This window comes from Achromobacter sp. K91 (assembly GCF_003576205.1).
Lineage (GTDB): Bacteria > Pseudomonadota > Gammaproteobacteria > Burkholderiales > Burkholderiaceae_B > Achromobacter > Achromobacter aegrifaciens.
In genome coordinates, this window is sequence record NZ_QWFB01000002.1 from 84112 (window position 1) to 107765 (window position 23654).

Sequence of the window (23654 nt, forward strand, 5' to 3'; positions counted from 1 at the left end):
CCGCATACCACCAAAGGAGACTGGGCATGATGAAGCAACGATGGCGTTCCGTCATCGCTGCGGCGGCGCTTTGCGCCACCGCTGGCGCGGCATGGGGACAGGGGTATCCGGACAGGCCGGTGCGGCTGATCGTGCCGTTTCCGCCTGGCGGTTCGGTGGATTACGTGGCGCGCAACATCGCGCCCGTGTTGTCGCAGAAGCTGGGCCAGACCGTGGTGGTCGACAACAAGGGCGGCGCGTCCGGCACCATCGGCACCGCCGAGCTGGCGCGCGCGCCAGCCGACGGCTACACGCTGATGCTGGCTTTCGACTCGCACGCGGTTAACGGTTCGCTGTACAAGAATCTGTCGTACGACACGATCAAGTCCTTCGACTACATCAGCCTGATCGGCACCATGCCCGCAGTGCTGCTGACTGCCAAGAAGACCGGCATCACCACCCTGCAGCAGTTCCTGGACTATGCGCGCGCGCATCCGGGGCAGGTGAACTACGGTTCTTCAGGCGTGGGCGGCTCCAATCACCTGAACCTGGCCGCCCTGGCGGCGCGCACGGGCATCAAGGTGACGCACGTGCCTTATCGCGGGGGCGGCCCGATGTTCAACGCGGTGCTGGGCGGCGAGGTGGACGTGGTCATCGCCAGCCTGCCGACCATCGTTGGCTTCGTGCAGGGCGGGCGCCTGAACGCGCTGGCCATCGGCACGGCGCAGCCCGCGCCCGCGCTGCCGGACGTGCCGCCCATCGCCACGCTGGTGCCCGGCTTCGAAGCCTATTCCTGGGTTGGCATGCTGGCGCCGGCGGGCCTGCCGCCCGAGGTGCGCAAGCGTGTGCAGCAGGCGCTGCGCGACACGCTGGCGACCCCGCAGGTCAAAGACAGCATGGAGCAGGGCGGCTTCAACATCGTGTCCGGCTCGCCGGAGGAATTTCAACAGCGCGTGCAGGCCGAATCGCAGCGTTGGGGCAAGCTGATACAGGACACCGGCATAAAGATCGAATAGCGGCCTGGCATGGGCAGGCCTGCGGGGGCTGCCGGCGCCCCACGCCGCGCCTCAGCCCTTCAGCCCGATGCGTCGCGCCAGCTTGTGCAGATTGCTGGAGTCCACGCCCAGCGCGCGCGCCGCATGGGCCCAGTTGCCCTGGTGCGTTTCCAGCGCCCGGCGGATGGCCTGGCGCTGGCAGGCGTCCACCGCCTCGCGCAGCGTCTGGCCTGGACCGGCGGGCGCGTCGGCATCCTCCTGCGGCGCGGCCAGCGGCATGTCGCCGTCGGACAGGTCCAGCAGCTTGGCGCCCAGCGTCACGATTTCATTGCGCGTGGCGCCGTGGCTGACGGCCTTGATCGCGGCGCGGCTGATGACGTGCTCAAGTTCGCGCACATTGCCGGGCCAGCGGTAGCGGCGCAGCATGTCCTCGGCCTCGGGCGACAGCCGCAGGCTGCGCAGGCCCAGCCGCGCGCGGTTCAGTTCCAGGTAGCGGCCCGCCAGCAGCAGCACGTCATTGCCGCGGTCGCGCAGCGGCGGAATGGGGATGGGATAGACCGACAGCCGGTGATAGAGGTCGGCGCGGAAATCACCGGCGCGCACCAGGTCGCGCAGGCTGCGGTTGGTGGCAGCCAGGATGCGCACGTCGACGCGGCGCGGCCGGTCGTCGCCCAGGCGCTGGATTTCGCCGTTCTGCAAGGTGCGCAGCAGCTTGGCTTGCACCAGCAGCGGCAGTTCGCCCACTTCGTCCAGGAACAGCGTGCCGCCGTTGGCGGCCTCGAAGCGGCCGGGGCGGTCGGCCACGGCGCCCGAGAAGGCGCCCTTGGCGTGGCCGAACAGTTCGCTCTCGGCCAGCGATTCGGGCAGGGCCGCGCAATTCACGTGCACCAGCGGCTTGTCGCGACGGCGGGAGAGCCGGTGCACGCGATGCGCGAACAGTTCCTTGCCGACGCCAGTCTCGCCTAGAAGCAGGATGGGCAGCTCCGAGTCCGCCACCACCTGGATCTCATGCAGCAGTCGGCCGATGGCTTCGCTTTGTCCCAGGATCTCGTTGTTGTCGGCGACGGCGCTGTCGGCCGGTTCGGCGCCGCGCGCCACGCGCAGCGCGCGGATTTCCGCTTCCAGGCGCGTGGTGCGCAAGGCGGCTTCCAGCAGCACGATGTAGTCGCGCAAGTCCGACTGGGCCTCGGCGTCGAAAGTGCCGACTTCCAGCGCGTCCAGCGTCAGCACACCCCAGGGGCGGCCCTCGATGTGCAGGCTGGTGCCCATGCAGTCGTGCACCGGCAGCGGTTCCCCGGCCATGCCGTTGATCAGGCCGTCATAGGGATCGGGCAGGGTGCTGTCGTGGTGGAAACAGGTGACGCCGCGCCGCGCCAGGATGGCCGCCAGCCGCGGGTGCTGCTGCACGGCGAAGCGGCGGCCCAGGGCATCTTGCGTCAGGCCGTCCACCGCGATGGGGCGCAGATGGTCTTCCTCCAGTTGCAGCAGCGCCACCGCGCCGCAACGGAAATGCGTGCGCAGGCTGGACACCAGCCGCTGCAGGCGGACGGCGGGGGGCAGGTCGGCGACCAGATCGGCAAGCAGGAGGTTTTGCATGGGGTGAATTTTACCGTTCAGGGTGGTTTAAACCTCACGTTTGCAGGGTGATATTCACCCTTTAATTTGCAGTTCATTGATAAATAGCAAGTTTTTCCTGGCACGGATTTCGCATTGCTTTCTGTACCCGTCACGAACTATGGAGAGACGCGATGAGCATGGTTGAGCAATCCCTGGGGCAGTTGGCCCGCAGCATCCCTGGCGCCACGCAGGTGTTTCATGAGTACCAGCTGGACTTCTGCTGTGGCGGCAAGAAGAGCCTGGCCGAGGCGGCGGCCCAGCGCTCGCTGGACGCGGCGCAGATCGAGGCGCGCCTGATGGAGCTGGCGCGCAGCCCGTCCCACGAGACGGATTGGGGGCTGGCCTCGCCGGCCGAACTGGTCGATCACATCCTGGCGCGCTACCACGAGGTGCATCGCCAGCAACTGCCCGAGCTGATCCGGCTGGCGCTGAAGGTGGAGCAGGTGCACGCCGACAGCCCGGACTGCCCGACCGGCCTGGCCGATCACCTGCGCGTGATGCAGCAGGAACTGGAAAGCCATATGCAGAAGGAGGAACAGGTGCTGTTCCCGATGCTGGCGCGCGGCCATGGCGCCATGGCCGGCATGCCCATCATGGTCATGCGCGCCGAGCACGACGACCACGGCGTGGCGCTGGAACGGCTGCTGGCGCTGACCCACGACATCACGTTGCCGCGCGCCGCCTGCAACACCTGGCGGGCGCTGTACCTGGGGCTGCGCACCTTCAAGGAAGACCTGATGGCGCACATCCACCTGGAAAACAACATCCTGTTCGAGAACGCGGCCAGTCCGGCGGCGCACGCGCGCAGCTAGTGTCCGCGTCCGGGCGCCGCAACAGCTAGCGGCGTTCCGGCGGAATGCCGTCCAGGCTGCGCCGCAGGGCCTCGTGCGCGGCCAGATCGACCGGGCGGTGCTTGCGCTCGGCGCTGGCTGGGTACTTGCCCAGGAAATTCCCGCCTTTGCGGTCGCTGGCCGGGCGCACGGGCCGGGACGCGAAGCCGCCGCCGCAATTGGGGCAGACATTGCCCAGCAATCCTTCGGCGCAGGCAGCGCAGAAGGTGCATTCAAAGCTGCATATCCGGGCGGCGGTGGAGTCTGGCGGCAGCGCCGCATCGCAGTGTTCGCAGCTGGGTCGCAAGGCAAGCATGTGGCCTCCTGGGGCGAGTGTCGGGTTCTGGCGCCAGGGTAGGCCGGGATGGCCGGCGGCGCCATTGGCATTACGGACAGAAAAGAAGTGAAAACGGCCAGGCTGGTTACGCTTGGCGGGCGGCTGCCGCCTGTACACTCGAAAATCCTTTCGAGGCACAGGGGATTCTTGATGGCTGGAAGCAGCTTCTTTGCACTGTTCGACGATATCGCGACCATCCTGGACGACGTGTCCGTGATGACCAAGGTCGCGGCCAAGAAGACGGCCGGGGTGCTGGGCGACGACCTGGCATTGAACGCCCAGCAGGTCACGGGCGTGCCGGTCAACCGGGAACTGCCGGTCGTCTGGGCGGTGGCCAAGGGCTCCTTCATCAACAAGCTGATCCTGGTGCCGGCGGCGCTGCTGATCAGCGCCTTCGCGCCCTGGGCCGTGACGCCCCTGCTGATGGTGGGCGGGGCCTTTCTCTGCTACGAAGGCGTGGAGAAGCTGGCGCACAAGTTCCTGCCGCACGGCGATTCGGACGAAGGCAATCACGCCGCGCGGGCCGAAGCCCTGCAGGACGACTCGGTCGATATGGTGGCGTTCGAGCGCGACAAGATCAAAGGCGCAATACGCACGGACTTCATCCTGTCGGCGGAAATCATCGTCATCAGCCTGGGGGCGGTGGCGGATGCGGACTTCACCCGTCAGGTGCTGGTGCTATCGGTCATCGCCATCGCGATGACGGTCGGGGTCTACGGCCTGGTGGCCGGCATCGTCAAGCTCGACGACCTGGGCCTCTACCTCAGCCAGAAGTCGTCCCAGGCCATGGCCTGGCTGGGCCGGCGCATCGTGCGCGCGGCGCCCTATCTGATGAAGACGCTGTCGGTGGTTGGCACCGCCGCCATGTTTATGGTGGGCGGCGCCATCCTGACTCACGGCATCCCGCCGGTGCAGGCCGCGGTCGATCAGGCCGCCGCCGCGGTCGGCGGGGGCGGGGTGGTGCAGGCGCTTACGGCCACCTTGCTCAACGCCTTGTTCGGCATCGTGGCCGGAGCCGTGGTGCTGGGGGCGGTCAGCCTCGCCAAGCGGTTGTTCAAGAAAGGTTGAAGCGGGCAGGCGTCGTCCCGCCCGGCGGGACGCGCCCCGAGCCATCCAGGGGAGCGCCGCGGCGCTCCCTTTTTACGTTCCTAGGGAATCCCCTGCCTTGTTGGGCCGGAATACGTGCGCCTAAAATTGGCGCCAATTTATGTGATCATTATTTTGACCACCGGCACAGACCATCGGCCTCCATGGCCATGGAAACGAGGAAATCATGCAGTCCAACGCAGCACTTGCCATCCAGCCCGACGCCGCCCGCGCGCGGGCCATGTACGACCTGGGCCACAGCACCGTCTTCGCCGCCCGCTCCGATCCGCGCTTTTCCTATTGCACCTATGTCCCGCCGCACATCGACAGCGCCAGGCATCCGATGCAGCTGGTGGTGATCATGCACGGCACCGGCCGCGCCTTCGTGGAATACCGCGACGCGTTCGCCGAGTTCGCCCGCTGGAACGACTGCATCGTGCTGTGCCCGCTGTTCCCCGTGAGCCCGCTGGGCGACGGCAATCGCGACGGCTTCAAGCAATTGCGCGAAGGCAACATCCGCTACGACGAGATCCTGCTGGACATGGTGGCGGAAGTGGGCGAGAAGTTCGGCTGCGACTTCAAGAAGTTCGGCCTGTTCGGCTATTCGGGCGGCGGCCAGTTCGTGAATCGATTCGCCTACCTGCACCCGGAAAGCCTGTGGGCCGTGTCGATCGGCGCGCCGGGCTCGGTCACGCTGCTGGATCCCAGCCAGGATTGGTGGGTGGGCGTGCGCGATGCCGAGACCCGTTTCGGCAAGCGCATCGACATCGAAGCGCTCAAGCAGGTGGCGGTCCACATGATCGTGGGCAAGGCCGACCTGGAAACCTGGGAAATCACTCACCGCGAAGGCGGAAAGTTCTTCATGCCCGGCGCCAACTCGGCCGGCAATACCCGCCCGGAGCGCCTGGAGTCGCTGCGCCGTTCGTTCGAAGCGCAAGGCGTGAACGCGGTGCTGGACGTGGTGGAAAACGTGCCGCACGACGGCTTGAAGTGCGTGGGCCAGGTGCAGGACTTCCTGGCCTCCGCCCTACGCAAGCTGCGACATGAAGACAACTGAGACCGGCGGACGCGGCGCTTGCGGGCATCCGCGGGTCCGTGACCAGGAATAGGAGAGGGGCATGCTGCGTTTTGCGCTATCCCGGATCGTCATGGCCATACCGACGCTGCTGATCGTGGCGGTGGCGGTATTCGTGATGATCCGGCTCATCCCGGGCGACCCCGCCCAACTGCTGCTGGGCGACCTGGCGACGCCAGCCGCGCTGGCTGACCTGCGGGAGCGGCTGGGGCTGGACCAGACCTGGCTTACCCAGTTCGGCATCTGGTTCGGCAACATGCTGCACGGGGACCTGGGATCGTCCATCAATACCGGCCAGCCGGTGCTGCCGCTGGTGTGGGACCGCTTCCTGATCAGCGGCCGCGTGGTGGTGGTGGCGGTGCTGTTCGCCGCGCTGGTGGCGGTGCCGGCCGGCATGATCGCCGCCTGGAAGCAGAACAAGGCGCCTGACCTGTTCCTGGTCGGCACGGCCACGCTGCTGGTATCGATTCCGACCTTCTGGCTGGGTTTGCTGCTGCTGATCTTCTTCGGCCTCAAGCTGCAGTGGCTGCCAGTGGTGGGCTACGTGTCCATCGGCGAGGACTGGAAGGCCGGCCTGCTGTACCTGGCCATGCCCATCCTGACGCTGTTCCTGCATGAGATCGGCGTGCTGATGCGCATGGCGCGGGCCAGCACGCTGGAAGTGCTGCGGCTGGACTACATCACCCATGCGCGCGCCAAGGGGCTGTCGGAATCCGCGGTGCTGATGGGCCACGCGTTCCGCAATGCCTTCGGACCCACCTGGACGCTGATCGGCCTGGTGCTGGGCAACCTGCTGGGCGGCATCGCGGTGGTGGAAACGGTATTCACCATCCCCGGCCTGGGGCGCCTGCTGGTGGACTCCATCTTCGCCCGCGACTACCCCGTGATCCAGGGCTGTCTGCTGTTCGTGGGCGTGGTCTACGTGATCGTGAACCTGTTCATCGACCTTTGCTATCCCCTCTTTGACCCGAGAGTGACCGCCGAATGAAAAAGCGAATTGCAGCCAACGCGCTACTGGGCGGCGTCATCGTGGCGCTGATGCTGGTGGCGGCCGTCATGGGCGCCTTCTGGACGCCGCATGACCCGCTCAAGATCAACTTCGTGGCGCGCCTGAAGCCGCCTGGCGGCGAGTTCCTGCTGGGCACGGACGAATTCGGCCGCGACGAGCTGTCGCGCCTGCTGGCGGGGGCTTCCAGCAGCGTCTGGATCAGCCTGTTGACGGTAAGCTTCGCCATCGTCGCGGGCACGATCATCGGCACCCTGACCGGCTTTGTGCGAGGCTGGACCGACCGCATCATCATGGCCTTCAACAATGCCTTGCTGGCCTTTCCCGGCCTGCTGCTGGCGCTGGGCCTGCTGGCCGTGGTGGGCGCCAACAAATACGGCATCATCCTGGCGCTGGGCCTGGCCTACACGCCCTCGGTGACGCGCATCGTGCGCGGCACGGTGCTGTCGCTGCGCGAGAAGGAGTTCATCGAATCCTCGCGCGTGCTGGGCAACTCCGAGCTTTACACCATGTTCCGCCATGTGCTGCCCAATTGCGTGGCGCCGCTGACGGTGCTGGCGACCTCCATGTTCGGCTGGGTGATCCTGGCGGAAAGCGCGCTGTCCTTCCTGGGCCTGGGCGTACCGCCTCCCGCGCCCACCTGGGGCAACATGCTGGCCGCTGCCCGACCGTTCATGGCGCAGGCTTCCTATCTATCCATACTTCCCGGCCTGGCCATCGCGCTCGCGCTGCTGGGAATCAATCTGCTGGGCGACGCGGTGCGTGACCGCCTCGATCCCCGCATGAGGGGCGTGTAATGAGCGCATTGGTATCGGTATCGAATCTGTCGCTGACCGTCGGCCCCGGCGGGCGCGAGATCGTCAGCGGAGTGTCCTTCGAGGTGGCGCCCGGTGAGATGGTCGGCATCGTCGGCGAATCCGGCAGCGGCAAGACGCAGGCCGCGCGCGCCATCATGGGCCTGACGCCGTCGCCGTTGGTGGTGGCTGGCGGCTCCATCAAGTTCGAAGGCGTGGACGTGACGCAGGCGTCGCCGGCTGCGCTGCGCAAGCTGCGCGGCGCGCGCATCGGCATGGTGTTCCAGGAGCCGATGACCTCGCTGAATCCGTCCATGCCAATTGGCCGCCAGCTGGATGAGGGCCTGCGCCTGCATCGCAAGGACCTGTCCGCCGCCGCGCGCCGCGAACGCATCCTGGAAATGCTGCGACGGGTCGGCATCCGCGATCCCAAGGGAGCGATGGAAGCCTGGCCGCACGAGTTCTCCGGCGGCATGCGCCAGCGCATGATGCTGGCATCGGTGATGCTGCTGGAGCCAGCGCTGCTGATCGCCGACGAGCCCACCACCGCGCTGGACGCGGTGGTGCAGCGCGACGTGCTGGAACTGATGGTGGACCTGACCCGCGAACACCATACGGCGGTGCTGATGATCAGCCACGACCTGCCAATGGTCGCGCGCTACACCGAGCGCATGGTGGTGATGCAGCATGGCAAGGTGCTGGAGACCGGCGCCACCGCCAGCATCCTGGAGCGGCCGCAGCATCCCTACACGCGCAAGCTGCTGGACGCCATGCCGCGCCGGCTGCCGGCGCGCCAACTGGGCAAGGAGCCGCCCATTGTCGAGGTCAAGAATCTGGTGGTCGATTACGCCGGCCACCAGCGGCTGTTCTCGCGCACCGGCGCCAAGCGCGCGCTCAACGGCATCGACCTGCATGTCAAGCCGCGCGAAGTGGTGGCGGTGGTGGGCGGCTCGGGTTCAGGCAAGACCACGCTGGGCCGGGCCATTGCCGGACTGCTGGCGCCCACTTCGGGCCAGATCCTGTTCCGTGGCCAACCGGTGAACCGCCGGTCGGCGTCCTGGCGCGACTACCGGCTGAACTGCCAGATGGTGTTCCAGGATCCGTATTCCTCGCTGGACCCGCGCATGACCATCGGCCAACTGGTGGGCGAGGGCCTGCGCATGCTGGACGACATGCCCGCGTCGGAAAAGCGACGCCGGGTGGACGAAGTGCTGGCCGAAGTGGGCCTGGGCTCCGAGTACGCCAAGCGCTATCCGCACGAGATGTCGGGCGGGCAGCGTCAGCGCGTGGCGATCGCCCGCGCCATCGTGCGCCGTCCGGCCTTCGTCATCGCCGATGAGCCGGTGTCCGCGCTGGACGTGACCGTGCGCGCGCAGGTGCTGGACCTGTTTGCCGACCTGCAGGAACGCCACGGCTTTTCCTGCCTGTTCATCAGCCACGACCTGGGCGTGGTGGAGCAGGTGGCCGACCGCGTGGTGGTGATGCGTGACGGCGGCATCGTCGAGCAGGGCTCGCGCGACGCCGTGTTCGACCAGCCGCAAGAGGAATACACCCGCAGCCTGCTGTCGGCGATTCCGGCGCTGGAATCCACCGATACCGGCGGCGTGCGCCTGCGCTGGCGGCTGGACCAACAGGAGCCGTTGCGGGCCAGCGCCTGAGGGCCGGGTATCCCAGGGGGCGACGGCGCCGTACCCCAGGGATACTTACGCATAAAATACGCGCTTCGGATTTGATAGACGGGAGTGGTCCATGCCGAAAGCGGCAACGGCGCAACCCGGCCTGGTTGATCGCATCGCCCACGATATACAGGCGGGCGTTTACGGTCCCGGCGCCTGGCTGAAACAGATCGACCTGCAGGAACGCTACGACGCCAAGCGTCTGGACGTCCGGCGGGCGCTAGACCAATTGGCCGCCAAGCGGCTGATCGCGCACATCCCGAACCGGGGCTATCACGTCTATGCCATGGATCCGGACCAGCATCTGCAGATCCGCGACATCCGCATCCTGCTGGAAACGGGCGCGGCGGCGGACCTGATGCCCAACGTCACCGCGGGCAAAGTCAAGGCACTGCGCACCCTGGCCGAACGCTTCGCCAAGCTGTTGCAGGACGGCACGCTGCTGGAACAGTACGAGGTCAACCTGGCTTTCCACGCGGGCATGTACGACATGTGCCGCAATCGCGAACTGGTCGCGCTGATCCACGAAACGCGCGCCCGCGGCCCGGCGGCGCCAGCCAAGGAATGGGTGACGCGTTCGCGCATCGAGATCTCCGCGCGCGAGCATTTCGACATGGTGGACGCGCTGGAAGCCCGCGACGTCAAGCGTCTGCAAAAAATCATTGCCCAGCACGTGGGGCAGGACATCTCCTGACGCTGCCAGCGTGTCCCGCGCTGCACGCATGCGGCGGCCTTCGGAAAGAAGGCCGCCGTTTTTCATTCCGGCGGCGTCTTCAGGGATACCCCCGATAGCGGAGCGGCGCATTCCGCTCATAATGGGCAGCTAATTTTGGCGCCAATATATGCGTGAATTTTGCGCCGCACGCCGGGGAGTTTTTGCATGCACCACGTTTTCGTACCTAGAGCGCTCGCGCTCAGCCTGGCGCTGGCCGCCGCCGGTTCGGCCCAGGCCGCGCTGCTGACCATCGCCCAGCCCGCCGACATCCGCTCGACCAACCCCGGCGTCAACCGCGACAACACCACCGACGGCGTGGTGCTCAACATCGTGGAAGGTCTGGTCGGCTACCGCGAGAACGGCACTGTGGGCCCTCTGCTGGCGAAGTCGGTGGACCTGTCGGAAGACGGCCTGACCTACACCTTCAAGCTGCGCGACGGCGTCAAGTTTCACAACGGCGCCGCGCTGACCTCGGCCGACGTGATCTGGAGCTGGCAGCGCTACATGGATCCCAAGACGGACTGGCGCTGCCGCAGCGACTTCGACGGCCGCAACGGCCTGAAAGTGACGGACGTGTCCGCGCCCGACGCGCAGACCGTGGTGATGAAGGTGGACCGCAAGTCGGCCGTGTTCCTGGATTCGCTGGCCCGCACCGATTGCGGCATGACCGCCATCATCTCCAAGGATTCGGTCGCGGCCGACGGTTCCTGGATCAAGCCGGTGGGCACCGGCCCCTACATGTTCAAGGACTGGAAGCGCGGCGAATACACCTTGCTGACGGCCTACAAGGACTACGTCTCGCCCGCCGGCGACAAACCGGACGGCTACGTGGGGTCCAAGCGTCCGCTGGCCGACGAGGTCAAATTCCTGGTGGTGCCGGATCCTTCCACTTCGAAGGCAGGCCTGCTGTCGGGCGCGATCGACGCCGCGCAGATCACCAACACCGACGTGGGCGAACTGAAGAACGCCAAGAACCTGACGGTGTTCAGCCCGCATGACGCGGTCAAGCACGTGCTGCTGTTCCAGACCGAGGATCCGGTCCTGAAGAATGTGAAGATCCGCCAGGCCATCGCCTCCTCGCTGGATATTCCGCAGGTCGTGGCCGCCGCCTCCGAAGGCCTGGGCCAGCTGAACAATTCCGCCGTCTACGCGGGGTCGGCTTATTACAAGGACGCGGAAAAGCGCGGCTACAAATACGATCCGGCCCGGGCGCAGCAATTGCTGAAGGAAGCCGGCTACAAGGGCGAGCCCGTGGTCATCTACGCCAACAAGCGCGCCCACGTACCGAGCTATCAAGTCGCGGTGATCGCCCAGGCCATGATGCAGGCGGTGGGCATCAACGCCAAGATCGAGGTGCTGGAATGGGCCACGCAGTTGGACCGCTACAACACCGGCAAGTACCAGATCAGCTCGTTCTCGTTCTCTTCGCGCCTGGATCCGTCGCTGAGCTTCGAGCAATTTTCGGGCGACAAGGCCAAGCAGCCGCGCAAGGTCTGGGATGATCCGGCGGCGCAGAAGCTGATCGATGAGAGCTTTCTCGAATCCGATCCGGCCAAGCGCCAGGCGCTGTTCGACCAGCTGCACGCCCTGATGCTGGAACAGACCCCCATGCTGATGCTGTACAACGGCGCGGATGCATGGGCATCCAGCAAGCGCGTGGAAGGATTCTCGGTCTGGGAAGGCAAGCCGCGGGCCTGGGAAACCAAGGTCCGCGACGGCAAGTAAGACGCTTGACGGCGCCGGGCCGCGAGTGCGGCCCGGCCTGAATCGCTAGTCGAGCTTCACGCCCGCCTGCTTGATCACCGCGGCCCAATCGCGCACTTCATTGCCCAGGAACGCACTCAGCTCGGCCTGCGTGGACGGCGCCAGGATCAGGCCCTCGTCGGCAAAACGCTTGCGCAGCTCGGCGTTGGTCAGCACCTTCTCCAGCGCCGGTTGCAGGCGCTGCACCACTTCCGCCGGCACGCCTGCGGGCGCCATCAGGCTGTACCAAGTGGTGGCTTCCAGTCCCTTCACGCCTTGCGATGCGGCGGTCGTGACTTCGGGCAGGGCGGGCGACTTCTCGATACCCGTCACCGCCGCGGCGCCGACCCGGCCGCCCTTGTACTGCGGCAGCATTTCCACCACCTGCGTCACGCCCATGCTCAACTCGCCCGAGGCCACCGCCAGCAGCACAGGCGCGCTGCCCTTGTAGGGCACGTGCACCAGTTTCCCGCCCGTGGCCAGGTTCAGTACTTCGCCGGTCAGGTGGGTGATGCTGCCCGCGCCGGAAGAGCCGAAGGTCAGCTTGCCCGGATCCTTGTTCGCCAGGGCGATCAGCTCGGGCAGGTTCTTCGCCTGCAGGCCCGGATTGACCGCGAATACCAGCGGGCTCTTGCCCACCAGCGTGATCGGCGTGAAGTCCTTGACCGGGTCGTAGTTCAGGTTCGGATACAGGCTGGGCGCGATGGCCAGCGTGGACACGTTGCCCAGCAGCAGCGTGTAGCCGTCGGGCTCCGCTCGCGCCACCGCATTGGTGCCGATGGTGCCGCCCGCGCCGGCGCGGTTTTCCACGATGACCTGCTTGCCCAGCGTGTCGTTCAACTGCTGCGACAGAGCACGCGCCAGGGTGTCGGCCGCGCCGCCGGGCGGGAAGGGCACGACGATGCGGATCGGTTTGCTGGGATAGGCCTCGGCTTGCGCCGCCGGGCTCAGGCCCAGCGCCAGCAACCCGGCCAGGGCCGTGGCCAGCAGGCCGCGGCGATTGATTTTCTGGTACTTCGACATGCTGCTCTCCTGATGAGAAAACGTGGGCGATGCAGAAAATGAATCAGCGCGCGGCGTCCTGGGCGGCCGGATGGTGCGCATGCCAGTGGCGCGCGATGTCGGCGCGCCGGCAGACCCAGACGTCGCCGTGCGCCGCCACGTGGTCCAGGAAGCGCGCCAGGCCCGCCGCGCGGCCCGGCTGGCCGACCAGGCGCAGATGCAGCCCCACGGACATCATCTTGGGAGCCGTGGCGCCTTCCTCGTACAGCATGTCGAACGCGTCGCGCAGGTACTCGAACAGGTCCTGCCCCGTGGCCATGCCGCCGCGGATGAACTTGGCGTCGTTGTTGGCCAGGCCGTAGGGCACCAGCAGATGAGGCTTGCCGGCAACTTCGGTCCAGTAGGGCAGCTCGTCGTTGTAGGTATCGGAGTCGTAGAGAAATCCGCCTTCCTCGGCCAGCAGGGCGCGGGTGTTCAGGCTGGGGCCGTAGCGGCAATACCAGCCCAGCGGCCGCGAGCCCACCGTGCGGGTGATCGATTCCACGGTGCGGCGGATGCGCTCGCGTTCCTCTTCCAGCGTCAGGTTCTGGTGCCGTTCCCAGCGCCAGCCGTGTGCGCACACGTCATAGCCCGCCGCCTTGATGGCCTCGCAGACTTCCGGATTGCGTTCCAGCGCCAGGCCGCAGCCCAGTATCGTGGCCGCCATGCCGCGCTCCTGCAGCAGCCGGTGCACGCGCCAGAAGCCGATCCGGCTGCCATACTCGAACATCGACTCTGCCGCCAGGTCGCGCCCGGCGAAGCCGCCCGCGCCGCCCTCGGTCAGTCCGGTTTCGGATTCAGCGTCGCCGTCCGGCACCGAAGGCTCGCCGCCTTCCTCGTAGTTGATGCAGAGATTCAACGCCAGGCGCGCGCCGCCCGGCCAACGGGGATCGGGCGGGTTGGCGCCGTAGCCGACGAAATCGCGGCGCAAGTGGGGATGATCGGTAGTCATAGCGGGCTAGCCATCGGGATAGAGTCAATCGGAAATCGAAACCAGGGCGTGCGGAGCCGGAGCCTGCCAGAACTCGTCGTCATCGCCGCGGCCGGTCTGGCCCATCAGGACCAGGAACTCCGCCGGCCCCCGCAGCACGGTCAGGCCGTGATGCCAGGCGCCCACGCGGTAGCACACGCCCTGGCTGCCGGTTGCGAGAAACGCTTCCAGCCGCGCCATGTCGGGCAGGTCGTCGGCCCCGGTAGGCGCCACCACCACCAGATAGGGCGAGTCCGTCAGCGGCACGAAACTCTGCGCCGCATAGCGGTGGCGCTCCATCAGCCGGATCTCCACCGGCCCGGGCGGCGCCGCCTGCACCCGGCTGACCCAGCTGGCGTGCCGCACAACTTCGGGGCTGTGCCGCATGGGCTCGGTCAGATGGTGACGGCGCTCCGCGCCCTGGTGCGCGATCACTTCGCCATAAGGCGCGAAGGCCTCCGGCGTGAGCGGCCGCGGGCGGATCACGAGCGGGGAGACATCCATGTCACGCGCCATGGCTCAGATACCCCAGCGAATTCACGTAGCTGCGCCGCACGTTCTCCAGATGCGCCGCCATCGCCTGACGCGCCCGGGTCGATTCCCCCGACAGCAGCGCTTCCACAATCGCCAGATGTTCTTCCCGCGCCTGCACCTGCCGCTGCGGCAGCCGCTCCACATCGCACATCCGCACCTGCCGCCGCGTCGCCGTGATCATCGTCGCCAGATTCCGGTTGCCGCAATACGCCGCCACCAGATCGTGCAGCGCGTTGTCGACCTCCCAATCCGACTTCTCGTCCGGCGTCTTCGCATCCAGCAAAGCCTGCAGCCGCGCCCGCAGCCCTTCCAACGGCTCCGCCGGAATCCGCCCGGTCGCCATCGCCGCGGCTTCGCTCTCCAGCAGGCTGCGGATCTGCAGCAGCTCCAGCAGGTCCGTCACGCCAAACGAGCGCACCACGATGGACCCGTTGGACAGCCGCTCCAGCATCCCTTCGCCCAACAACCGGTTCATGGCCGCGCGCAAAGGCGTGCGCGACACCTCCAGCTCATCCGCCAGTCGGCGTTCCTCCAACACTTCCCCCGCCGGAATCCGGCGCGAAACGATCTGGTCCAGCAGGGTTTGATAGGTGCGTTGCGTAGCGTTCATGTGTATTGCAGCGTAAGAAAAAGGCGCGGACGGCAGAGACTCCGAGTTGCCGTCCGGCGCAATGGACGAGAAGGTACCCCACTGGTATCCCAAAGAGATACCAGTAGTATCCCTAATAGGCCTGACCGGATACAGCCAAGCAATCAGAGTGGCGAGAAAAGGGAAGGCAGAGGGAAAGCGGAGGAAAAACGGAAAGGAAGGTGCGGGGGGAGAAAACCGCAAGGAGAGAAAAAACAAGACCCACGCCAGCGCGCCAGCGCACACCGCCCCGACGCCCCACCACCACGTAAGCTGCTTGCGGCCGCCTGCGCGGCCGCAAGCAGCGGGCCCCGCAAACCTCGCCACTACCCACGGGTCTGACGGCGCAGCGAACCAAGAAACTCGTAGTCCGGCGGCGCGGGCCTGGTGGCTGCGAGCAACCTCGATGCGCCCGAGGGAATCTGAAGGAGTCGCCGAAGGCGAGGACGAAGATGACGAAGGGGCAGTCCGGAGCGAACGCTCCGGACCGCAATCGTGGGCGCAAGCAGCCACCAGGCCCGCGCCGCCGGGCGACCTACGAAGACCGCCGAAGCACCAGCAAGAACAACCTCAAGGAGCCGAAACCCGCTCCACCTCCCAAGCCCGCGGCTTCTTGACCGCCCAAGGCTGATACCCCCTGATATCCGCCCGATAAGCCCCAATATCCAACCCGTTATACAAAGGAATACTAGGCACATCCGCCAGGAACAGCCTATGCAGCTGATCAAACGAAGCCTGCCGCTTCGCATGATCCGTATCCGACGACGCCGCCTCGATCAGCTTCAGCGCCTGCGGATTGTCCCAGACCTTGCGCGGCTGCTTCGCCTTGTCCCCCGTCACCATCTCGTAGTTCAGCGCCGCATCCAGCCGCGCCGAATAGGGGAACGTCATCATCTGGTAAGTGCCCGCGTTATAGCGGTCCAGCTGCGTCGCCCACTCCACCACCGACAACTGCGCCTTGATCCCCACCGCCTGCAGCGTCGCCTGGATGATCACCGCCGAGTTGTACGACTGCGGATAGCGCTTGGTCGTCAGGATCGTCAGATCCTGCCCCTTGTAGCCCGCTTCGCCCAGCAGCTTCTGCGCCAGCGCCGGATCGTAGTTCCAGCCCTGCTTCTGCGCCGCGTCATAGTAGGGCGACACCAGCGGCACGATCGAATTGTTGGGCTGAGCCAGGCCTTCCGTCACCGCCGCCGCCAGTTGCTGGTAATCGATCGCGTGCGCCAGCGCCTGCCGCATTTTCGGATTGGCCAGCACCGGATCCTTGGTCTGCATCAGCAATGCCGTCATGCTCATCACCGGCGCATGCGCCACCTTGACGTTCGGCGTGCCTTGCAGCACCGGCACGTCGCTATTGGACACGTCCTCGATGATGTCGATGTTGCCGCGCTGCAGGGCCGCCTTGGCGGTGGAGTCGTCCGGCACGATCAGGAAGCGCACCTCGTCCACCAGCGGCCGTTTCGATCCCGTATAACCGTCGCGCTTGCCGTCCAGGTTCGAATAGCCCGCGAACTTCGTCAGCCGCACGTACTCGCCGCGCTTCCATTCCGCCAATTCGAACGGCCCGGTGCCGATGGGCTTGTCCCAGGAACCGTCCGCCCGCACCGAATCCTTGGACAGGATGCCAGTGCCGCCGCAGTCGGCGCGCGCCAGCGTCGCCAGGAACAGGCTGCTGGGCTTTTCGATGTGGTAGACCACGGTCTGCGCGTCCGGCGCTTCCACGCCCGTCACCTTGACCGTGCCGCGCCCGTCGAACTCGCTGGCGCAACGCCAGCCCGAATTGGCCGCGGTGTAATGCTGCCAGGTCCACAGCACGTCGGCCGACGTCATCGGCTTGCCGTTGTGGAACTTGATGTCTTCGCGCAGCTTGAAGGTATAGGTCTTGCCGTCCGGGCTGATGTCCACCGACTTGGCCAGCAGCGGCCGCACCTCGGCGTCTTCGCCGTAGGCCACCAGGCCCTCGACGATGTGCAGCACCACCGCGTCGCTGTTGCTGTCGCGGTTCACGCCAGGTTCGGTGGAGCGGATATCGGCCGTGAACGAAATGCGCAGCGGCGGGGCGGATTGCGCCCAGGCCGCGCCGGCCATGGAGCCCAGCGCCAGCGCAACCGCGGCGCTCAACAAATGGTTTTTCATCGATACGTTTTCCTGGGGTTGCGCGGGCGCGCCGCTTCAGGCGGCAGCCAGCAGTTCGGGTTCGGCGGTCAGGCTGTAGCGGGTGAAACTGCGGTTCAGCGCCGGCAGCGGCGCCACTTCCATCAGGCCGGCCTCGGGCTCCATGATCACCATCGCCACCGTGGCCGACAGATTGTCGTGGCTGCCGGGGCGCGGCGGACGGCACACGGAATAGGGCGCGCCGAAGTCATCGAACAGCGCGCGCTTCAAGTCTTCGCGCGTCAGCTTGGATTCCTCGTTCAGCAGGCGGCGCACGCGCCAGTCGCGGTAAGCGCTTTCCGGCGTGCTGGCGCGGCCCGTGTCGCGCAGCTTGCTCAGGGCCACTTCGCTGACCCAGTGGTTGGCGTGGACGATGAGATCGTCGCTGCCCGGGTAGATGGGGAAGGCTTCATCGGTGGTGCATTCGTAGTCGACGCCGAAGCCCGCCGCCATGCCGATCATGATGTTGTTCGAGCAGGACTTGGGCGTGGTCGCCACCGCCTTGATCGCCAGCGCGAAGTGTTCCTGTTCCAGCACCTTGCGGCGGATCAACGAAAGCGGCACGCCCAGCTGGCGGAAGTCGCGGTCGGACTCCAGGTAGTTGGCGGTGATCGAGACGCCGGCGCTGTTCAGGCCGCTGCGCGCCAGTCCGCCCGCTTCGACGAAGGTCAGCATGTCGGGGCCGTTGTCGTTGCGCACGCGCAGCACGATGGCGGTCTCGGCGCATTCCGCGCGCCAGTCCCAGTTCTGGCCATGGATCAGGCGGCCGTTGGCCGAGCGGGTCGGCAGGATCAGCGCGCCGGTGCAGCCGTCGCCCGGCTCCAGCTCGGCGGCCTTCTTCTTCTCGGCGCGGGCCTTGGCGATGACTTCGGTGCGCGCGTTCACCATCACGATGTCTTCGAAAGGCACGTCGGCGCCCGCGGCGATACCGCGCATTTCTTCCAGGTAGTGCGGCGCGAAGTTCTCGATTTCGCGGGCGAAGCCGTTGATCAGCTGGGTGCGCGCCATGGCGTCATAGCCCAGGTCGACCAGGGTCTGGCCGTACATCTTGGCGCTCTTGCGCACGCGGTCGGCGGCTTGCTGGCCATACGAGCGGCCGCGGGCCTCGGGCGCGCCCGAAACCGATACGAAGGGAAATTGGGTGATCTGGGTCATGGACTTGGGCGGCGCGCCGCGCCGCAATCTGGGGGTGGGAATTGGATGGCGAAAAAATGTTAGCTTATTTTGGCGCCAATATTGCTCAGGGTTTACCAGTGCAAGCACGCCATCGGCGTCTTGCGTTCAGCGCGTATGGGGGGAGGCGGCCAGCTCGGAGCAGGTCTTGAAGCTGGCGCCTGCGGTGCGGAAGCGCTCCAGCAATTGCTCGACTTTCACCAACCTGGCCGCGCGGCCGACGCCGTTGTCGGCGCGCGGATGCAGGGTCAGGCAGGCATAACCATCGGTCGCCAGCAGCGCATCGCCTTGCTCCACCCAGTGCGCATAGGCACGGTCCTGCGTCACGCGGCGGCTGAAATGGGTGGCGTCGCACAGGCCTTCGCTCCAGGGCAGCTCCACCATGCCGGGGCCGCCGTCCGCGTCCAGCGCGTAGGGGGCGTCGTCGTCGATGGCGCTGCTGTCGTAGCGATAGCCGAGCTGGTGCAGCAGCGGCACGGTATTGGCGGTAAACGCGCTGGCATAGCGAAAGCCTTGCGGGGCGGAGCCGGTCAGTTCGGCCAGCCGGTCGCGGGCCCGTTCCAGCACTTCGCCTTCGCGCTCGCCCAGCGCGGGCAGGTCTTCGTAGGCATTGCCGTGCGAGGCGGCCTCGTGGCCGTCGCGCAGGCTCTGCTCCAGCAGGCCGCGGCAGCGTTCGGCTTCGAATACCGGCCAGAACAGCGTGGCGCGGATGTCCTGGCGGCGCAGCATGTCCAGCACGCGCGCCAGGCCGCCGCCGTAGGTGTAGCGGCCATGCGCGTCGCGCCCGTGCAGCGAGGTTTCGGGCTGGGTCGCGGCTTCGGGGCCGATGCCCTGCACATTGATGGTGACCAGTACGGTTTTGTCGGCGCTCATGCGCTTCTCCAGGCGTCGGGGCGGGCCAGGCAGTGCCGCGCCAGCGCTTCCAGCGTCATGACGTGCACATCGGGTTGTGCGGCCAGATAGGCCAGGAAGCGGTCCAACGCCGCGGCGCGGGCCGGCGTGCCGGAGCCGCCGGCGGCCTTGGGGTGTACGGTCAGGTGCACATAGCCTTCGGCTGCGCGCAGCGCCTCGAATTCCTGCACCCAGTTGTCATAGGCTTCCGCGGCGAGGCTGTGGCCCGAGAAGTAGAACGGATAGTCGTCCAGCGAGACCGTGTTGTTCGGCAGCATGATGAAGTCCGTCGTGTCCGCCGGCAGGTAGGGACGGTCCTGGTCCTTTTCGCTGGCGTCGTAGCAGTAACCCAGCCGCCGCAGCGCGGGCAGGGTGCGATGGCTCTTGCGGCCCGAGGGCGAGCACCAGCCCGCGGGCGTTACGCCCAGCTCGCGCTGGATGATGCGGTGGGTCTTTTCCAGCAGCGCGGGCTCGTCATCGCCCAGGTCCCAGGCTTCGTGCAGATAGCCGTGGGCGGCGATCTCGTGGCCCGCGTCCAGGATGTCGTGGAAGGTCGCCGGATAGTGCTCGACGTCATAGCCGCAGGCAAAGAACGTGGCCGGCATGCCGTGGCGCGCCAGGATCTCCAGATGCCGCGCCACGCCGCGGCGGATGGCATAGCGGCCCGCGGTGTGGGGACCGGCCGGGAACTGCTTGCGGCCGACCTCGACGGCGGGGCCGTCGACGTGGACGGTGACGCAGACCACCGCGCGCACCGGCGCGGCGCCCGCGGCGCGCAGGCCCTGCGCGCGCAGCTCGCGGTCCAGCGCCAGCCAGGGATTGGAGTGGGCGTCCACGGGGACGCCATAGGGTATGCGTTGCATCAGGTGGCCTTGATGTTGGCGCTCTTGATCAGCGTGCGCCACTTTTCGCTTTCGGTGGCGACGAAACGGCTCAGTTCTTGCGGGGTGCTGCCGTGCAGCTCCAGCCCGTTCTGCGTCAATTGCTCCAGGGCGGGCTGCTTGAGCGCGCTTTGCACGGCGCCATTGAGCGTCTGGATGATGGCGGCGGACGTGCCCGCGGGCGCGAACACGCCGTTCCAGCCTATGGCCTGATAGCCGGGAAAGCCCGATTCCGCCACGGTCGGCACGTCGGGCAGCGCCTGCGCGCGCTGCGCCGAGGTCACGGCCAGCGGGCGCGACTTGCCGCCGCGGATGAATTGCTGCTGGTTGATCACCACATCCATCAGGATCGGGAACTGTCCGCCCAGGAAGTCGTTGACCGCGGCTGCCGCGCCCTTGTACGGCACGCCGGGCAGGTCCAGGCCGGCCGTGGCCTTGAGCAGTTCCATGGCCAGGTGCGCAGAGCTGCCGTTCTGCGTGATCCCATAGAAGTACTTGCCCGGATTGGCCTTGATGATGGCGACCAGCTCCTGCAGCGTGCGCGCCGGAAACGACGGATGCACCACCAGCACGTTGTTGTAGTAGCAGACCATGGACACCGGTTCGAAGTCCTTGACCGGGTCATAGCCGATGTTCTCGTACAGGCTCTGGTTCACCGTGTGCGTACCGGTGGAGCCCAGCGCGATGGTGTAGCCGTCCGGCGCCGAACGCGCGGCCTGCTGGGTACCGATGTTGCCTGCGGCGCCACCCTTGTTGATGACGACCACGCTTTGTTTGAGCGCTTCGCCGATGCCCTGGGCCAGCGGACGCGCCACCAGGTCGGTGCCGCCGCCAGCGGGGAAGGGCACGATGAACTGGATGGCGCGTTCGGCCGGATAGCCGGCCGCCCAGGCGCGGCCGGGCCGCGCCAGCGCCGCGCTGGCCAAGGTGGCGGCCGAAGCCCCCAGGAAATGCCGGCGGCTGATGCCGCCCTTGGTGCCGCAAGACTGCTTCATGGATTTTCCCCAGATGTTTTCCGCAGGTGCAGTGGCGTGTTGGACGTCAATCTGCCCATTGCTTGAATATCATTATTCGATAAAAAATTATCTAATCCAATTAGTTTTTATCTATAAATGATAAAAAATAGAAAAACGATAGTTTGCGCCTGGAGGGAAATCAGGGTCTGGTAGTCAGCGCCTATGGCCCAGGCGCGCCGCGGGCATCCCTGTGATACGCTGCGCCCGATCCCGCGTTGTTCCCCGTCCCACGACCGCCATGTCCACCCTGAAGCGAGCCCTAGCGATACTTGACCTCTTCAGCCTGGAAACCCCGGTGCTGTCGGCGGAAGAGATCATTTCGCGCCTGTCGTATTCGGCGCCCACGGGCTACCGCTACATCCGCGACCTGACGGACCTGGGCTATCTGCTGCGCGTGACCGGCGAAGGCTACAAGCTGGGGCCGCGCATTATCGAACTGGACCACCTCATCATCGACGGCGATCCGGTGCTGGGCGTGGCGCGTCCGATCATGCGCGAGGTGGTGGATCAGGTGGGCGGCGACGTATTGCTCAGCGTGATCCACGGCCTGCGCATCCTGAACATCCACCACGAGCGCGGACCCGACGAACTGGGCATTCCGCACGGCCGCGGCCGCGCCCATCCGCTGTTCCGCGGCGCCACGGCCAAGACCATCGTGGCTTTCCTGCCGCGCAAGGATCAGCGCCGCCTGTACGAGGCCCATGCGGACGAGATCCGCGACCTGGGCCTGGGGGCGACGCAGGCCGAATTCACCGGCAAGCTGGACCGGATCCGGGTGCAGGGTTTTTATCTGGGAGTGGGCGAGATCTCGCCAGAACGGGCGGGCATCGCGGTGCCGGTGTTCCAGGAAGACCGGCGCGTGTTCGGCGCGCTGACCGTCACCTTTCTTGCGGCTCGGCTCAACACTATCGCGCAGGACAAGACCACGGCCTTGCTGCAGTCGGCCGCCCGCCGCATCGAATCGCTGGCGCTGGCCACGCGCATGAAGGAACAAGCCCCCGCGCCGTGAGCGCGAGGGCTTGCGTGCTGGTCCGCGTCGGCCATGGCCGGATGTGGCCGGATGCGCCTATTGCTGCGCGGCGCGGGCCGGCGACCCCATGGCCTGGAACAGCGCCGCCGTTTCGGTCAGGCGCGCATTGGCGTATTCGATCTCGCGCAGGCGGGCCGCCACGTAGTGCTGCTCGGCGGCGTACTCGGTATATGGCGCCAGCGCGCCCAGCCGCACGCGGCTGGCGGTGTTGCGGTAGGACTGCTCCGCGGCGCGGCGCGACGCTTCGGCGGAGGCCAGCGCCTGCCCGTCGGCGTCCAGCCGCGACAACGTGTCGGCCACGTCGCGGAAGGCGGTCAGCACGGTCTGCTTGTATTGCAGCAACGCGGCTTCGTAGCGTTCCTTGGCCGCGCTGCGCTCGGCCAGTAGCGCCCCGCCATGGAAGATAGGCTGCGTGAGCGAAGCGCCGATGGCCCAGACGGCGCCGGCGCCCGACATCGCAGCGGGCCAATTGAAGCCGCTCTTGCCCATGGACGCGGACAAGGACAGGCTGGGGAACAGCTGCGCGGTGGCCAAGCCCACGTCGGCCGCCGCGGCCTGCACCACCGCATCGGCGAACAGGATGTCCGGGCGCGCGGCCAGCAGTTCGGACGGCACCACCACCGGCACTTGTTGCGGCACGGCCAGCATGCTGAAGGCGAGATCGGGCGGAGCCTGGTCCGGATTGCGGCCCAGCAGCACCGCCAGCGCATGGCGCGTCGCATGCCAGCGCGCGCGCAGGCCGGGTAGCGACGCTTCCAGCGTGGCGGCGTCCTGGTCCGCGTCCAGCGCGTCGTTCTGCGAGGCCGAGCCCAGTTCGTAGCGGCGCTGCGTGTCGCGCGCGACCTGCCGCGCCAGCACCACCTGCTTCTCCGTCAACGCCACGCGTTCGGCCAGCGCCGCAGCAGTGATGGCGCCTGTGACGATGTTGCTGGCGAGCGAACGGCGGGCCGACTCCAGCTGAAAGGCCTGCTGCTCGACCTGGGCCGCGAGCGAGGCGTTGGCAAAACGCGCCGCGCCGAACAGGTCCAGGTCGTACTTGGCGTGGACCTGGCCGGTGAAGACGTTGTATTGCGCCGTCGGTTCGGGCAGGTTCGGCATGGTCAGCGCGCGCCGGCGGGAGGCATCGGCGCCCGCGTCCACCGAAGGCAGTAACGATGAATTCACCTGGCCGCGCAGCTGTTCGCGCGCGCCGGCCAGGTTGCGTTCGGCGGCGGCAAGGTCCGGGCTGTTGGCGAGACCTTCGGCCACCAGCGCGTTCAGCGCCTCTGATTCATAGCGCTTCCACCATTCGGGCACGGGCCGCGCGCCTTGCTCGAAGCGCTGCGCAACGCCCTGGGCGGCGGCGCTCGCGGGGGGCGTGGCTTCGACGCCGTACTGCGCCGGTTGCGCGACCGCGGGCGGCTTGCTGCTGGGCGCGAAGGCGCAGGCGCCCAGCGCCAGCATCAAGGGCAGGGCGGCCACGCGCAAGGATAGCTGGGTCATC

The 23654-nt window shown here is 67.0% G+C and carries 22 protein-coding genes; 10 read left to right on the forward strand and 12 right to left on the reverse strand.

The features are described 5' to 3' along the window. Positions 1-26 precede the first annotated feature (26 nt). A complete protein-coding gene (locus tag DXK93_RS00555) occupies positions 27-995 on the forward strand; it encodes a tripartite tricarboxylate transporter substrate binding protein (protein WP_119449036.1) in 969 nt (322 codons plus the stop codon). 51 nt (positions 996-1046) lie between these two features. Here DXK93_RS00555 and norR read toward each other — a convergent pair whose 3' ends face one another. Next, positions 1047-2570 carry a nitric oxide reductase transcriptional regulator NorR gene (gene norR / locus DXK93_RS00560; protein ID WP_054450408.1) on the reverse strand — a complete coding sequence of 508 codons (1524 nt, stop codon included), beginning with the start codon at positions 2568-2570 and terminating at the stop codon, positions 1047-1049. Positions 2571-2722: 152 nt separating this feature from the next. Between norR and ytfE the strand changes: the two genes are divergently transcribed. After that, complete coding sequence (gene ytfE, locus DXK93_RS00565) at positions 2723-3403, forward strand: iron-sulfur cluster repair protein YtfE (protein WP_054450410.1); 681 nt, start codon at positions 2723-2725, stop codon at positions 3401-3403. Between the two features lie 25 nt (positions 3404-3428). On the opposite strand, the gene DXK93_RS00570 is transcribed toward ytfE, so the two are convergent. Continuing rightward, positions 3429-3737: a DUF1272 domain-containing protein gene (locus DXK93_RS00570; RefSeq protein ID WP_119449037.1), complete on the reverse strand. Its 309-nt coding sequence runs from the start codon at positions 3735-3737 to the stop codon at positions 3429-3431. 171 nt (positions 3738-3908) lie between these two features. Between DXK93_RS00570 and DXK93_RS00575 the strand changes: the two genes are divergently transcribed. The 7 genes from DXK93_RS00575 to DXK93_RS00605 all read left to right on the forward strand — a co-directional run bounded on the left by DXK93_RS00575 (position 3909) and on the right by DXK93_RS00605 (position 11835). Beyond that, a complete protein-coding gene (locus DXK93_RS00575; protein ID WP_119449038.1) occupies positions 3909-4826 on the forward strand; it encodes a DUF808 domain-containing protein in 918 nt (305 codons plus the stop codon). A 205-nt stretch (positions 4827-5031) separates the two neighbouring features. After that, positions 5032-5901 (forward strand): hydrolase, encoded by an 870-nt coding sequence (locus DXK93_RS00580; RefSeq protein WP_054450417.1) that lies wholly within the window; start codon positions 5032-5034, stop codon positions 5899-5901. A gap of 61 nt (positions 5902-5962) precedes the next feature. Then, positions 5963-6907, forward strand: coding sequence for an ABC transporter permease (locus tag DXK93_RS00585; protein WP_119449039.1), 945 nt, complete (start codon positions 5963-5965; stop codon positions 6905-6907). Beyond that, a complete protein-coding gene (locus DXK93_RS00590; protein WP_054450421.1) occupies positions 6904-7722 on the forward strand; it encodes an ABC transporter permease in 819 nt (272 codons plus the stop codon). Before DXK93_RS00585 ends, DXK93_RS00590 begins: the two co-directional genes overlap by 4 nt. Continuing rightward, on the forward strand, positions 7722-9377 hold the full coding sequence (locus DXK93_RS00595; protein ID WP_119449040.1) for an ABC transporter ATP-binding protein: 1656 nt from the start codon (positions 7722-7724) through the stop codon (positions 9375-9377). Before DXK93_RS00590 ends, DXK93_RS00595 begins: the two co-directional genes overlap by 1 nt. 91 nt (positions 9378-9468) lie before the next feature. Then, positions 9469-10089, forward strand: a complete 621-nt coding sequence (locus tag DXK93_RS00600) for a GntR family transcriptional regulator (protein ID WP_054450425.1) — start codon at positions 9469-9471, stop codon at positions 10087-10089. Positions 10090-10275: 186 nt separating this feature from the next. After that, positions 10276-11835, forward strand: coding sequence for an ABC transporter substrate-binding protein (locus DXK93_RS00605; RefSeq protein WP_119449041.1), 1560 nt, complete (start codon positions 10276-10278; stop codon positions 11833-11835). A 45-nt stretch (positions 11836-11880) separates the two neighbouring features. Here DXK93_RS00605 and DXK93_RS00610 read toward each other — a convergent pair whose 3' ends face one another. From DXK93_RS00610 to DXK93_RS00650, 9 genes are all read right to left on the reverse strand, one after another. Continuing rightward, positions 11881-12876, reverse strand: coding sequence for a tripartite tricarboxylate transporter substrate binding protein (locus DXK93_RS00610; RefSeq protein WP_119449042.1), 996 nt, complete (start codon positions 12874-12876; stop codon positions 11881-11883). Between the two features lie 43 nt (positions 12877-12919). Continuing rightward, complete coding sequence (locus DXK93_RS00615) at positions 12920-13846, reverse strand: allantoinase PuuE (RefSeq protein ID WP_119449043.1); 927 nt, start codon at positions 13844-13846, stop codon at positions 12920-12922. A gap of 24 nt (positions 13847-13870) precedes the next feature. After that, a complete protein-coding gene (locus tag DXK93_RS00620) occupies positions 13871-14368 on the reverse strand; it encodes an ureidoglycolate lyase (protein ID WP_225588993.1) in 498 nt (165 codons plus the stop codon). A gap of 1 nt (position 14369) precedes the next feature. Then, on the reverse strand, positions 14370-15008 hold the full coding sequence (locus DXK93_RS00625; RefSeq protein ID WP_054450430.1) for a GntR family transcriptional regulator: 639 nt from the start codon (positions 15006-15008) through the stop codon (positions 14370-14372). 588 nt (positions 15009-15596) lie between these two features. Beyond that, the gene (locus tag DXK93_RS00630) at positions 15597-17162 is read right to left on the reverse strand and encodes an ABC transporter substrate-binding protein (protein ID WP_119449044.1); all 1566 of its coding nucleotides are present in this window, start codon (positions 17160-17162) and stop codon (positions 15597-15599) included. A gap of 36 nt (positions 17163-17198) precedes the next feature. Next, a complete protein-coding gene (locus DXK93_RS00635) occupies positions 17199-18335 on the reverse strand; it encodes a C45 family peptidase (protein ID WP_054451307.1) in 1137 nt (378 codons plus the stop codon). 126 nt (positions 18336-18461) lie between these two features. Beyond that, positions 18462-19226, reverse strand: coding sequence for a polysaccharide deacetylase family protein (locus tag DXK93_RS00640; RefSeq protein WP_054450432.1), 765 nt, complete (start codon positions 19224-19226; stop codon positions 18462-18464). After that, positions 19223-20107, reverse strand: a complete 885-nt coding sequence (locus tag DXK93_RS00645; RefSeq protein ID WP_054450433.1) for a polysaccharide deacetylase family protein — start codon at positions 20105-20107, stop codon at positions 19223-19225. Before DXK93_RS00645 ends, DXK93_RS00640 begins: the two co-directional genes overlap by 4 nt. Continuing rightward, a complete protein-coding gene (locus tag DXK93_RS00650) occupies positions 20107-21120 on the reverse strand; it encodes a tripartite tricarboxylate transporter substrate binding protein (protein WP_054450434.1) in 1014 nt (337 codons plus the stop codon). Before DXK93_RS00650 ends, DXK93_RS00645 begins: the two co-directional genes overlap by 1 nt. 259 nt (positions 21121-21379) lie before the next feature. On the opposite strand from DXK93_RS00650, the gene DXK93_RS00655 reads away from it, so the two are divergent. Next, positions 21380-22150, forward strand: a complete 771-nt coding sequence (locus DXK93_RS00655; protein WP_082400661.1) for an IclR family transcriptional regulator — start codon at positions 21380-21382, stop codon at positions 22148-22150. 57 nt (positions 22151-22207) lie between these two features. Here DXK93_RS00655 and DXK93_RS00660 read toward each other — a convergent pair whose 3' ends face one another. Next, complete coding sequence (locus DXK93_RS00660) at positions 22208-23653, reverse strand: efflux transporter outer membrane subunit (protein ID WP_054451308.1); 1446 nt, start codon at positions 23651-23653, stop codon at positions 22208-22210. Between the last annotated feature and the right edge of the window lies 1 nt (position 23654).

Coding starts and splice junctions, on each gene's coding strand:
- DXK93_RS00555 (WP_119449036.1), top strand. CDS start 27: ATGATGAAGCAACGATGGCGTTCCGTCATCGCTGCGGCGGCGCTTTGC.
- norR (WP_054450408.1), bottom strand. CDS start 2,570: ATGCAAAACCTCCTGCTTGCCGATCTGGTCGCCGACCTGCCCCCCGCC.
- ytfE (WP_054450410.1), top strand. CDS start 2,723: ATGAGCATGGTTGAGCAATCCCTGGGGCAGTTGGCCCGCAGCATCCCT.
- DXK93_RS00570 (WP_119449037.1), bottom strand. CDS start 3,737: ATGCTTGCCTTGCGACCCAGCTGCGAACACTGCGATGCGGCGCTGCCG.
- DXK93_RS00575 (WP_119449038.1), top strand. CDS start 3,909: ATGGCTGGAAGCAGCTTCTTTGCACTGTTCGACGATATCGCGACCATC.
- DXK93_RS00580 (WP_054450417.1), top strand. CDS start 5,032: ATGCAGTCCAACGCAGCACTTGCCATCCAGCCCGACGCCGCCCGCGCG.
- DXK93_RS00585 (WP_119449039.1), top strand. CDS start 5,963: ATGCTGCGTTTTGCGCTATCCCGGATCGTCATGGCCATACCGACGCTG.
- DXK93_RS00590 (WP_054450421.1), top strand. CDS start 6,904: ATGAAAAAGCGAATTGCAGCCAACGCGCTACTGGGCGGCGTCATCGTG.
- DXK93_RS00595 (WP_119449040.1), top strand. CDS start 7,722: ATGAGCGCATTGGTATCGGTATCGAATCTGTCGCTGACCGTCGGCCCC.
- DXK93_RS00600 (WP_054450425.1), top strand. CDS start 9,469: ATGCCGAAAGCGGCAACGGCGCAACCCGGCCTGGTTGATCGCATCGCC.
- DXK93_RS00605 (WP_119449041.1), top strand. CDS start 10,276: ATGCACCACGTTTTCGTACCTAGAGCGCTCGCGCTCAGCCTGGCGCTG.
- DXK93_RS00610 (WP_119449042.1), bottom strand. CDS start 12,876: ATGTCGAAGTACCAGAAAATCAATCGCCGCGGCCTGCTGGCCACGGCC.
- DXK93_RS00615 (WP_119449043.1), bottom strand. CDS start 13,846: ATGACTACCGATCATCCCCACTTGCGCCGCGATTTCGTCGGCTACGGC.
- DXK93_RS00620 (WP_225588993.1), bottom strand. CDS start 14,368: ATGGATGTCTCCCCGCTCGTGATCCGCCCGCGGCCGCTCACGCCGGAG.
- DXK93_RS00625 (WP_054450430.1), bottom strand. CDS start 15,008: ATGAACGCTACGCAACGCACCTATCAAACCCTGCTGGACCAGATCGTT.
- DXK93_RS00630 (WP_119449044.1), bottom strand. CDS start 17,162: ATGAAAAACCATTTGTTGAGCGCCGCGGTTGCGCTGGCGCTGGGCTCC.
- DXK93_RS00635 (WP_054451307.1), bottom strand. CDS start 18,335: ATGACCCAGATCACCCAATTTCCCTTCGTATCGGTTTCGGGCGCGCCC.
- DXK93_RS00640 (WP_054450432.1), bottom strand. CDS start 19,226: ATGAGCGCCGACAAAACCGTACTGGTCACCATCAATGTGCAGGGCATC.
- DXK93_RS00645 (WP_054450433.1), bottom strand. CDS start 20,107: ATGCAACGCATACCCTATGGCGTCCCCGTGGACGCCCACTCCAATCCC.
- DXK93_RS00650 (WP_054450434.1), bottom strand. CDS start 21,120: ATGAAGCAGTCTTGCGGCACCAAGGGCGGCATCAGCCGCCGGCATTTC.
- DXK93_RS00655 (WP_082400661.1), top strand. CDS start 21,380: ATGTCCACCCTGAAGCGAGCCCTAGCGATACTTGACCTCTTCAGCCTG.
- DXK93_RS00660 (WP_054451308.1), bottom strand. CDS start 23,653: ATGACCCAGCTATCCTTGCGCGTGGCCGCCCTGCCCTTGATGCTGGCG.